This window comes from Sphingobacterium griseoflavum, from assembly GCF_014653155.1.
Lineage (GTDB): Bacteria > Bacteroidota > Bacteroidia > Sphingobacteriales > Sphingobacteriaceae > Sphingobacterium > Sphingobacterium griseoflavum.
In genome coordinates this window covers 79500-92044 of sequence record NZ_BNAF01000009.1, presented here as the reverse complement: position 1 = coordinate 92044, position 12545 = coordinate 79500, and the positions used below count along the sequence as shown (strand labels likewise).

Below are 12545 nucleotides of genomic sequence, written 5' to 3'. Positions count from 1 at the left end.
GTCAGTTAAAAAATGTTAACTAAATTCATTAGCGGTCATTTTTAACATCATTTAACAAAAGGAACAACTTTTGTAACAAGAATATTAAATTCAATTCAAATTTTCAAGGATATGGACGAAAAATTGTCTTTTTCAAAATACCAAGGCGCGGGGAATGATTTTATCCTCGTAGACAATAGAACTGGCTTTTTCGATCGGTCCGACGTGAATCTGGTAAAAAGGCTATGCGATCGAAGGTTTGGAATCGGTGCGGACGGTCTTATGCTTCTTCAAGATATAAAAAATTTTGATTTCGAAATGGTATACTTTAACGCTGACGGGCGCGAAGGGACCATGTGCGGCAACGGCGGCCGTTGCATTGTTGCGTTCGCTCGCGATTTGGGCATTATTGCCGAAAGAACTGCCTTTTTGGCAGTAGACGGACGCCACGAAGCCAAAATAGATGAGGAATTGGTGGATCTTGGTATGATAGACGTGAACGGCACCGCTCGAGACGGTGCAGCATATGTCATCGACACGGGTTCGCCACATTATATCCACTTTGTGCAAAACCTTGACAACCTGCCTGTCTACGAGGAGGGCTATAAGATCCGAAATAACGATAAATATAGAAAAGAAGGCATCAATGTCAACTTTGTCCAACAGGAAAGCGATGGGGGCTACTTCGTCCGTACTTTCGAACGTGGTGTCGAGAATGAAACATTAGCTTGCGGCACGGGTGCTACGGCAGCGGCCATGGCAGCAGCCGTAGAATACAGTTTAGAGGGATCATTAGAAATTCCTATCCGCGTGCTTGGTGGTCAACTTTATATCAGCTTCAACCGTACAGGCGAACAGTTTACGGATGTACGACTGAAAGGCCCAGCGCAATTTGTTTTCAAAGGCAAAATTTAAGTATGCTATCAAATCAAGGCGCTTCATCCCACCGAAACCGCGCATAAAGCGTAACTATAACAGTTTTTATGTATATTAGAGCCTTTTTTTAGACGCTCTGGAAACCTGCATGCAACAAATCGACACACAGCTACCGTTCAAACTTGTCTATTCGCTGGGCGAGCATCCCTATTTAGGTTTTTTAATCGAGCCGCATGTGGTTCAGCTAAACCCAAATGGATCCTATTCGCTCAGCTATAAACGAATATTCACAAATACCGTAGGTGATTTTGCATCCGCATTACAAGATGATGATTATCAAATTATTAAACTGCTTGATGAGATCGAGCAAACAAACATCATCAAACGATATAATAAAAAAGCGATGCGACCCGTTGATTTCTTTGGAAAAATATTTGATCAAAAAATCTACGATTATATCCGCCCGAAGATCGATCAAAAGATGTTGACCGTATTGGAAAAAATACGGGAAAAGCCTTTTTTTTTAATGAGTAAAGATGGCTACCCCGCCGATCAGCCACTCCGTATAGCGCAGGAACCTACCTCTATCCTTTTTCATTTTCGTAGGAATGAGGAAGAAACGCGCTATTTTCCAACGTTGAAACATGAAGGAAAGCGTATTGAATTCATGTTCAAAAATGCACAAGTGGTTGTCAATAAACAGGCCTGGTTGCTACTGGAGGATACACTTTACCATTTTGATCAGGAAATGGATGGAAAAAAGCTAAGTCCATTCCTCAATAAGCGCTACATCGCCGTGCCGCGCGCGACAGAAAAAAAGTATTTTGAGACCTTCGTTAGCGGTTTGGTGGAAAAATACAATGTTTATGCGGAAGGTTTTGACATCAAGACACATAAAGAAAACGCACTACCGGTATTGAAGCTTTTTTACGTCGCCTCGGGCGACTCGTTCGTGCAATTGTCTTTCAAATACGGTCCCTATGAGTTTCCTGCCGGATCGGAGCATCCAGTTACCGTCCGTTTAGAGCACCAACAGGAAAAGGACCACTACATATTTCACCGCATCAAACGTTCGCTGTTCTGGGAGAAAAAACAAGCCGACCATCTAGCGGCAGGCGGACTCAAAAAAAAGGATGCCTTATTTGGGAGCTATACATTAGCGGAAGAGAAAACATCAATCTTGGACTGGCTAAACAGCAATAAGGAACAACTGCTAGCCCAGGGATTTGTCATCAAACAGGCCCAAGGGGAAAAAACTATTTTTATCGGAAAAACCTCGCTTGAGATAACCATACAAGAAAGTAATGATTGGTTTGACATCCAAGCCATAGCATATTTTGGCCCCTATGAGATTCCATTCCTAGATTTAAGGGAGCACATCCTCCAACGAAATCGAGAGTTTTTACTGCCGAATGGCGAAATCGCAATCATACCTGAAGAGTGGTTCTCTAAATATGAACATCTTTTTCAATTTGCCGCAAAAAAGGACAATTTAAAGCTGAGCAAAACCCATATCGGATTGGTGTATGAACTGTCAGAGCACACGCAAGTGTCTTTTCATCGCAAGCTTGAGCAGCTATTAAACTTTGAGCAAATCGATGATGCTAATCTGCCGCTAGCTTTCCAAGGCCAACTACGCCCGTATCAACGAGCCGGATACAATTGGTTTCACTTCCTCCAGCGCTACAAATTCGGGGGCTGTCTGGCAGATGACATGGGCCTTGGAAAAACCGTACAAACCCTAGCGCTCCTTCAGCAGCAAAAGGAGGCATTAAAAAATACCGATCAAATCAAGACATCGCTGCTCATCCTCCCAACGTCATTGATCTATAACTGGCAAAAAGAAGCGGAGAAATTTGCTCCTGAACTCCGTATTCTGCTGCACACAGGAACCAATAGGCTTAAAGACCCCTACGGATTTACGCATTTTGACCTGATTATCAGCACGTATGGTATCGTACGAAGCGACGAAGACTTGCTCGCAAAATCTTTCTTCAACTACATCATTTTAGATGAAAGCCAACATATAAAAAACCCAGCTTCCAAATCTTTTAAAGCAATAAAGGCATTGAAAAGCCGCCATAAACTGGCGCTTAGCGGTACGCCAATAGAAAATTCGGTCGCGGACATCTGGTCGCAAATGCACTTTGCAAACCCAGGTCTCTTAGGATCCTATAACTTTTTCCAGAAAGAATTTGTCAGCCCCATTGAGAAGAAGAAAGATGAAGATAAAGCGGCTCGTCTTCAGGCAATTATCAAGCCGTTTATTCTACGGCGAACGAAAGATCAAGTGGCAAAAGAGTTACCCCCGAAAACGGAGCAAACGATCTATTGTGACATGCTGGAAGAGCAGGCCGCACTCTACGAGCGTACGAAATCCGAATATCGCAACGCCATACTAGACAATGCCATGCGGCAGCAGGGAAAGGGAAACCAAATTATCCTACTCCAAGGATTGACCAAGTTGCGGCAAATTGCCAATCACCCGTTGATGCTAGATCAGCAACATGAAATATCCTCTGGCAAGTTTGAAGCGGTTATCGAAATGATCGATTCGGTTTCGTCAGAAGGCCATAAAGTTCTTATTTTCTCACAGTTCGTCAAACATCTGCAAATTTTTAAATCGTACTTTGAAAGAAAAGGACTGGCTTACGCCTATTTGGACGGAAGCACCCGCAACCGCGAAGAAGCAGTTTCCACCTTCAAAGAAAAGGCCGCGACCAATCTCTTCCTTATTTCTATAAAGGCAGGGGGCGTAGGATTAAATTTGACCGAAGCTGATTATGTGTTCATTTTGGACCCATGGTGGAACCCAGCTGTAGAGCAACAGGCAATAGACCGCTCACACCGCATCGGGCAAACCAAGAATGTTTTTATCTATAAATTCATCTGCAAAGATACTGTCGAAGAAAAAATACTCGCGTTACAAAAAAGAAAACGTGCCATATCCGCGGCGCTGATCACCACCGAAGAGAGTTTCGTCAAATCGTTATCAACGGAGGATATCCAAGAGCTCTTGCGCTAAGCAAGACGTGTATCGGTGCTTAAATGCTGACGCTTATCAATAAATGTGATGGGTTTTCTGCTTAGCGGATTAAAGATAATCTTTTGTAATTCGTCGATTGCTCTCCATTCAACGCGTGGCGTTACACGCAACTTGGCACGAAAATGGTCCTTTATGTCCAGCAACAATTCGTCAGAAGGTGATTTCGAACAGATATAGACGACAATCTCGTCCGTACCGATGTCGTTATTCAAAATCTCGATGACATGATGCTCAATTTCGGTAAAACCGACCAGAAGATCATGCATGGCCGGCGGATAGAGAGTAGTACCCTTGTATTTCACCATATGTTGTTTACGACCTTCCACAGGCCCAATACGATAGGTATGGCGACCGCAGGCGCAGGGTTCCGTGTATCGGCGGACAATATCCCCAGTCTTAAAGCGAAGTAATGGCACGGCTTCTACACCAAGTGTTGTGATGACCAGCTCGCCACTTTCTCCATCCGCGACTTGATCTTCATTATCGTCCAATATTTCTGTGATGATCAAATCCTCGTGCACGTGCCCTCCTTGGAAGAACGAACACTCCGTGAATGCTGCTCCCATCTCCGTGGAAGCATAAGTAGAATGTAATTTTATTGGCCACTTTTCTCGAATGCGTGCTGTCAACAGGGAGTCATTCAACTGCTGGTCCCGCAATGACTCTCCTATGCAAAGCACACTTTCAACTCCGGAATTGCGATAATCTATACCATGCTGTTCGGCATATTCGATCATCTTTAATAGGAAGGAAGGTACGGCGATCAAAAATCTCGGCTTATATTGTAAAATGGAATCCCATTGCATCTGTGGCACACCAGAACCTACACGCAAAACACCTGCTCCCATTTTGCGCAATCCTAGAAAATAGGCTAGCCCAGCCATAAACCGACGATCCATCGTGGTCATCAACTGCACGAGATCGCCCGGCTGTACACCAATGGTTTCGAAAGAGCGCATTTCATTGTAGGCCAAACGTTCCAAATCTGACTCTGTTAGCCCAAACGATACGGGACGTCCGAGCGTTCCGGAGGTTGTGCAATAATCAACAATTGACGTCCTAGCTACACAAAAAAAAGCCTCATTGTGATGCTGGATATCGTCTTTGCTCGTTGTAGGTATGCTAGACAAATCCGCTATGGTTCTTATCGCCTCTATATCAATAGCATGCCGTGAAAATAGCGCACGATAGTACGGAGATTGTTCGTTTAAATAGGCTAATTGCCGCCGTAGGAGCTCCTCTTGGTAGGCCTTTATTTCAGCCGCCGATTGCTTTTCCATAACTATCTTTTGTACCATCTTCATGTATCGGATTTACCTCACAGCACAATGCGCTGCAAGAAAACATGAAGATAGGAAAATATTAATAAATCGGGAGACGGGTACGACCAAAGTGCTCTGCTATAAATCGGTTGCTTGCTCTGTATAATGCCTACGGATTTTCTCCAAAAGATACGTTTTCCCAACAATTTCCCCACAGGTAGCCATGGCACCTATGGTAACGCCTAAAATGCCGTGCATATAAATCCCGTGGCCTGTCAAGAACAGATTTTCTACCTTTGTTTTGGGCGCGATGAATGTTTTGAGCGGATCGGTAACATCTTTTACATGGCCATAGAGATTTCCATGGTACATACCGATATAATCTCGATACGATAAGGGCGTAGACACATGCACATGTGCTATTGCATCCTTTAATCCAGGAATATACTTCGAGGCTTTTTCGATCAAGACATCAGCCCGATTTGCTTTAAAACGTTCGTAAGCCTCCCCCCTTGCTGAGGGATTCACGACCGTATTATGCGTATCTTCCCAAAGCCCAACTTCCTCAAAATGCATGTATGTAAGTAACGTTAATGTGTCTGCATGCGCCGGATTCGCGGAGTCGGCTGTCATGGACAGCATAAACATGGCAGGCCAATCCTGAAGGCGGTAACGCGTTGCTTGCCACACCGACTCCAAACTATCATGGTGATACAGATTGTAAGCTTGGTAGCGAATTTTATTTGGTTTCAGTACAATGTGGACACTGCATGCAGAAGTTGTCACAGGCAGCTGTTGTACGCGATCAAAAAAAGGCTTTCTGAAGTATTCCCTTCCCACAAGCTGAAGCGCGCGCTTGGGATCTATATTCAAAACAAATAACTCCGCATGAAATTGCTTGCCGCTGTGCGTTGTCACGTAGGCCACCTTTCCTGCATCGATATCCAAAGAGACCACTTCTTCGCGTTTGCATGCTACCCCACCCATCGTTAACAACTCCCGAATCAGCAACTTACTGATTTGACTGCCTCCTTTTGGACAGCGATAAGCACCAAGAAGATAGGCGTTTAGTGCAAGCGCATGTACATAAAACGGTGTTTTATCATCCTCACCAGCATATAGAAAATTGTTGCCTACCAATACGGAACGCAGCCGCTCGTCCTGGGTTAAGTTACGAAAGTAATCTTTGACACTACAATATAACACCTCCGTCTTATATCCCTCGCCATCTTCAACATAGTACAGCGGAAAGGCATGACATACATAGTCAAGATCTTTTACATACTGCTGCAGCGCATTTCGTTCGTTCGGAAAATGAGGTAGCAAGTGTTCGATAAAGGCCTGATACCCTTGCGCAATTGGAAAGAGTGTCTCTTTATCGCCAAAGGAAATATAATCGAAAACTGGGGGCATGCGTTCCACCTTTAGGTCAGACATGATACCCAAATAGGAAAAATATTGATACAGGTTCTGTCCTTTACCGAGCCCACCTATATAGTGTACCCCCGTGTCAAAAAGCTTTTTATGGCGTGCGAAAGTCTGCAGATTACCCCCAAATTGGCTATTCTTCTCCAATATGCAAACCCGCTTGCCCTCCTTTGCCAAAGTTACAGCCGTAACGAGACCTCCCAAACCGCTACCAACGATTACCACATCATATTTACTTCGCTCTGAGATCATCTTACATAACGTATAACAAAGTCTGAAAGCCTGACAGGTGTCCAGCCACCTTCATCTAAGAAAGGTTCATCTTTAAAGGTATATATTTCTTGAAAAAACATCAACTGTTCCAAATGAAATTTTTGGAGTGCGCAGGCTGGGTGGATAACAAGGGGTCCAAGCGGCTCATATATAGCCTCAACAAATCTAACCTGTCTGTGCTTGTGCCAATATATACTTTCGGCGACGGCTCTTTTTTCGTTATCAGCGATGACACCCACCACCTTATGCCGTCCCTGTTGCAAGGAGAGCAAATAGTCGAATTCGCCGTAGCTGTCCGAGAGGTGCCACACACTTGCTACCTGCTCGATATGCTGGCGCAGGGCATGGTATTTTGAAGCATAAGCACGAAGCGCGTGCTTCACTTGCCGCACAAGATCATCATCCTTAAAAAGATAAGCCAATACAATTTTCTTCAAAAAGTAATCTGCATGCTCAAACTTATACCTCCATCGCGTGTAGTTAGTTCGATAACAAGACATTATCTTTTTTGTCCGCATACTGTAGTCTGTTCCAAATTCAGCATTGTGGATGTCAATCCGTTTGCCAATCACCGGATTCAATGCACCTGCAAAAATCAAGATATCCCCCTTGGGCAACACATCGCCATTTCCCAATAAATAAATAGGCACAATGTCCAGATCGAACTCTTCCGCCAAATAGAATGCGCCTTTATGAAAACGCTTAATGACGTTATCAGGAGAGCGTGTCCCCTCCGGAAAAACGATTAACGAGTATCCTTTTTTCACCTTATCGCGTAAAAACTCGAGCCCATTGTCCAGTCCACTACTTACCGGATAGAAGCCTAAAGCTTTCACTGCACGACCGAAAATCGGCGAATTCCATACCCAGTCATTCACCAGGAATATCCCTTTTGGCACCAGCATACCCAAGGAAAGCGTATCCAAAAAAGAGCTGTGGTTGGCAATGACAACTGCCGGTTGATCAAACTTTTCACCATGGATATTCCATGTTCTATGCGTAGTCCGCGGATCCATGTACAATACTGATTTCATGAAAAGCGCCATCATACGCCTAAAAATACGATCCTTTCTATCACGCTTCATTGGCAAAACCATCAGCAAAGTCCGACACAGGAAGGATAGCAATACCGTGCCTATTCCATAGTAGAGAAAAAAGAGGATAGAGAAAAATGCTATGCCGACCGTGAATGGCGACTTTCCGCGTTTTGCCCTATTGGATATAAAAAAGCGGAAAAGAATTGGATAAAATACGAAGGTTATAATCACTGCAGCAAATACACCGATAAGGGACACCGATGCAATGGACAGCAACGCTGGATGTTTGGCAAAGACAAGTGCGCCGATAGCTAAAACGGTGGTCAACACCGCCAATAGAATCGAAGTTCTATAGGTCTGAAGCTCATCCCTACCCGTACTGTACTGCTTCTGCAACGCAGCAGTCATAAAAATGCTAAAGTCTACACCATGACCGAAAACCAACGTACAGACTATCGCGCTGAAAATATTGAACTCTAAGCCAAACAATCCCATTAGTCCTGTCGTTACCAGCCCCGTGAGGGCAATGGGAATAGCACTAAGCAAAACCAATTCTAGACGCCGGAAGAACACCCAAAGGATAAGCAATACGGCAAAGAAGGAATAACCGATTAACCTATTGAAATCATCACGGAGCTGGCCGAGGAAATGTTCATTTAAATGCTGTCTATCGATCACTAAGACATCGGCTGTTCTGTTGATATCCTGCAAAAATTGACTACGCTTTTCCGGTGATACTTTTACTAAAGTAGAAATCGTAAAAAAGCCGTTTTGCGATGCAACAAAATCCTGTGCAGGCATAAGTTTTGAACCAATCATTTCACCAACACCCATAGGCGCCTGCTTTTGGGCTATAAGGCTGTAAAATTCGCCGTGTGTAGTCGCTGAAAAGCCAAATTTTTCGCCTTCCCGTATGAGTTGTGAACGCACACGGTCCCTTCGCTCTGCATTCCAAAAAGATTCCCACCGCTGCAGATAGATCTGTTGTGACTCGATGGACAATGGAAACGTCGTGAGGCCACTATAATCGACTATCTTTCCTGCTGCTTTCGCACGCTGTAAAGAAGCGAACAATTGGTCGGTTTTCTTTGCCGCTTCATTAAAGCTACGGCCAGTTGATACCAAATACAGTGACTTGGAAGACATACGCAGCAAGGAGTCTAGTTTCGACTCCACCTTCCGCAGCTCTTTAGGGATAAAATTCAGTGCGGCTAGATCATTATTATAACCTACTTTGCCGCTTGTAAAACAGCTGATGAGCAGTAACAGAAAGCATAATGCAATTAGCGGTTTGTTACGTTCGAAAGAAAATCCTGAAACTTTTTCAATAATCGAATTATAGCGTATTTCTCGCTTAGGACGGTATAGGTGCGGAATCAGCAGCAAGGTGAAAATCGAAGAAGAAAATATACTGATGGAGGCGAAGATACCCAAATCGATAAGTGCTGAAGAATGCACAAACAACAGGCACAAGAAAGCAACTGCGCTGGTAGCACCGCTCATCAATAGCGGACGAGTCAACTCCTGATACAACGTCCGAATATCTCCTGATGTCTTGAAATGGGTCAACACATGCAAGGTATAGTCTATCGTGATGCCCAGTAGTACGGCCGCAATACTTAACGATATAGCAGAAATAACAGGCTTGTATAAATAAAGGCAAGCCAAGGCGAAAGCCACCGCGAAGACTGTCGGGATAAACACTAATACAGGAATGTATAGCCGTTTGTAAAAAAGCACCAACAAGACCATCAGGATAGACATCGAAATGAGTACCGTGGTTGAGATATCCCGCTTTATCTGCTTGGCATTGGCCACCGCAATGAAAGTGGAGCCATAATAGGATATGGACTGTCCGAGAAAATGTTTTTCCATTTGCTGCCGAATGGTCTCTAGATGTCCTACAAACTGCGTATTATGCTCTGTATCTGCCCCTTGAAAGATCGGATCAATAAACAATAGTATCTTACTGCTATCGCGGCTAGCGACAAAACCATCCATCAATATAAAAGCATCCCCGACCCCTTGTTGCCTTACTTTTTCCAATCCTAAAAAACCCAAACCCAAAGGATCTTTTTGCATCAATCGGCTAGTGAAGAAGCCAGTTGGCGCTACCAATGCGCGATAATTCTGCGCCACGCGCATGCGAATAGAGTCCGGGGATAATCTTCTCTCCACCTGAGCATACGTAGCCGTATCAAGGAAAAGCGGTAAATGCCGATATACAAAGTCGTAGCTTTCCTGCAAATCCTCGGTGTCAAACTGCCCAGAGATCCCTTTGACAAAAACCGTGTCTCTAGCTAGAGAATCCATAAAGGACGTTGCCATCGCGGTAAGCCTTGCAGGCGGCACCGTGTCGGCTCTGTCAAATAGCACGGTGATTTTGTCTGCGAAGTTCATCTGCTTAAGGGCACGCGCCATTTCATCTGCGTTGTCGCTTTTTGGAATAATCTGCGTGATATCTTCTTCGAAGCGAATTTTTGCCGATAGATAAATACAGCTCGTCAGGAAAACTAGTGCAATAGCACAGGATAGCAGTTTGTTCCGCTGCACCCATAAGTAGGTATGGTGGAAGAAAGTCTCCATTATCGTTGGGCAATACTCTTTTGCCGGTTAATTTTCAGAAAAAAATAGCTCGAAAAGCCGATTAGTAAGGCCATTCCCGAAGCCAAGAGCAAACTACCCACTAAATATTGCAAAAGGTGTGACTTTACCATATCGAGTGAAATCCTGCCTAGCTCCAAAGATGGTTGGGATGGGCAAAGCAGACTTCCAACGAGTAGGGAAGCATAGATGACAAAGGGAATGAACGGTGCCAAACTAATATTCGAGCATGCAAAAGCAAGTACTTTGTTGAGCCTTAGAAATACCGCCAATGTGATGGTCAGGGCGGTCTGAAAACCCCAAACCGGAGCAATGCCCATAAACACTCCCAATCCAATAGATAGCGCCTTTTTTTTTGGAGAATCGTCGCTACCCAAGATATTCTCTTTAATAAAATCTGCTAGTTTTTTTTTTTTGAAATTCCGAAAAAAATTTCGCGGTAGGATATAGAAGAAAGTTAAAAAAACCAAGACCGTGTTCAATACGCTGATTCGCGTAAAATCTTTAAAAGGACGGAAGTGCGAGACACGTTCAGCAGGATCATACAATACTCGAACGGGTATATTTATGACCTTGACGCCGGCCCATGCCGCACGAACGATAATTTCTATTTCAAATTCAAATTTCGTAGTGTAGAACTTTTTAGCGATGTGCTGCAACGGATAAGCTCTGAATCCGGATTGTGTATCGGTCAGCTTTATGCCGGTCTCCAACCAAAACCAAAAATTCGAAAACCTATTGCCAAAGCTACTTTTCCGCGGAACGGAATCTTGCGCCATATTACGACTTCCTATGAGAAGGACTGGTTCGTCTTCGTTTGCGATGTATCGCACGAAGGAAGCGATATCTTCCGGATAATGCTGCCCGTCAGAATCAATTGTTATCGCATACTTGAACTCACGGGATAGCGATCGTTTTATGCCGGCTCGAAGAGCCAAACCCTTGCCGCTATTTTCCGACTGTGTAATCACATCAAGCATCGGGTATCCAGCTAAAATATTTGAAGTACCATCCGTAGACCCATCATTAACGACAATTACATCCAATGTATATTGCAGTATCCCATCTAGAACACGACTAAGTGTTCGCGCATTGTTATAGGTGGGAACAACAACTACAATACCCAGTCGTTTCATTACCTCTGCTATTGCCACGTTCTCCATCCTCACCTCAATTATTGACTTAACTTCCGTTGTTCATCAGCGGTAAACAACTGAGATTGCTTTGCATAGCGCTTAACCATGGACCTTATAGCAGACGGCTGCGACGATAGATTTGACAAGATAAATTGTTTATCCTCGCCAATATCCGTTTTGTACTTTAGTATCTTCGGCGAATGCTCCTGCACTGCCAAACGTATCAATCGAACTTCAACTTGCTTGGGCGATAACTTCACCGCGCGCTCTATCAGTGCAATACCTTGAGAAACCATCTTTTTCTTCTCCGAACGTTCAGTCAGGTATCGAGCCTGCAAGGTAAGTGCGGCACCCTTGTAAGCAAGTAGAACCGGATCCTCCTGCCGGTATTCCTGCATTAGTTTGTATAAGTTGTCTGTTGCGGCCTTTGAGTTTTTGGATTCCTCGAAATACTTACGGACCGTGTCAAGATCAATACTCCCCAAAGACAATAATGTAAAGAATATAACCAATATCCCCTTCATAACTATATCATTTTATAGGTATTCGTCAATTTCAGTGCCACAGTATCGTCAAAAGTGGTGACGTTTTTGACTTTGATCGTTTGCTCATCGGCAAGAGCCAAGTCCAGTTGTAAGCTTAATATCGGATTGATCTCGGGATTTATGAGCGCCATAAATTTTACATTGGACGAGCTCGACATAAACAGCGTACGCGCCGTGATCTGCTCCGTTAGATCTTTAATAATCTGCATCATACACACGCCCGGCGTCACCGGGTTGCCTGGAAAATGTCCTTTAAATATCGAATGCTTTGGATTCAGGCATATGCGGGCCACATATCTACTGTCCGTTTGCTTTTCTAAACTTTCTACGCTATAAAACTCCTTTAATAAACTCATATC

The 12545-nt window shown here is 44.1% G+C and carries 8 protein-coding genes; 2 read left to right on the top strand and 6 right to left on the bottom strand.

Annotated elements, in window-relative coordinates:
- Nucleotides 1-111 precede the first annotated feature (111 nt).
- Both dapF and IE165_RS12745 read left to right on the top strand, forming a co-directional pair.
- The gene (dapF, locus tag IE165_RS12750; protein ID WP_189627017.1) at nt 112-894 is read left to right on the top strand and encodes a diaminopimelate epimerase; all 783 of its coding nucleotides are present in this window, start codon (nt 112-114) and stop codon (nt 892-894) included.
- Nucleotides 895-1003: 109 nt separating this feature from the next.
- Nucleotides 1004-3880, top strand: a complete 2877-nt coding sequence (locus IE165_RS12745) for a DEAD/DEAH box helicase (protein WP_189627016.1) — start codon at nt 1004-1006, stop codon at nt 3878-3880.
- On the opposite strand, the gene flxY is transcribed toward IE165_RS12745, so the two are convergent.
- The 6 genes from flxY to IE165_RS12715 form a co-directional block, all read right to left on the bottom strand.
- Nucleotides 3877-5181, bottom strand: a complete 1305-nt coding sequence (gene flxY / locus IE165_RS12740; protein ID WP_229826546.1) for a flexirubin biosynthesis putative acyl-CoA ligase FlxY — start codon at nt 5179-5181, stop codon at nt 3877-3879. The genes IE165_RS12745 and flxY overlap by 4 nt on opposite strands.
- A gap of 120 nt (nt 5182-5301) precedes the next feature.
- Nucleotides 5302-6843, bottom strand: a complete 1542-nt coding sequence (locus IE165_RS12735) for a phytoene desaturase family protein (RefSeq protein ID WP_189627014.1) — start codon at nt 6841-6843, stop codon at nt 5302-5304.
- Nucleotides 6840-10487, bottom strand: coding sequence for an MMPL family transporter (locus tag IE165_RS12730; RefSeq protein WP_189627013.1), 3648 nt, complete (start codon nt 10485-10487; stop codon nt 6840-6842). Before IE165_RS12730 ends, IE165_RS12735 begins: the two co-directional genes overlap by 4 nt.
- On the bottom strand, nt 10487-11668 hold the full coding sequence (locus IE165_RS12725) for a DUF2062 domain-containing protein (RefSeq protein ID WP_229826545.1): 1182 nt from the start codon (nt 11666-11668) through the stop codon (nt 10487-10489). The genes IE165_RS12730 and IE165_RS12725 overlap by 1 nt, the downstream gene beginning before the upstream one ends.
- An 11-nt stretch (nt 11669-11679) precedes the next feature.
- A complete protein-coding gene (locus IE165_RS12720; RefSeq protein ID WP_189627012.1) occupies nt 11680-12165 on the bottom strand; it encodes a hypothetical protein in 486 nt (161 codons plus the stop codon).
- Between the two features lie 2 nt (nt 12166-12167).
- A complete protein-coding gene (locus IE165_RS12715; RefSeq protein ID WP_189627011.1) occupies nt 12168-12542 on the bottom strand; it encodes an ApeI family dehydratase in 375 nt (124 codons plus the stop codon).
- Nucleotides 12543-12545: the final 3 nt, after the last annotated feature.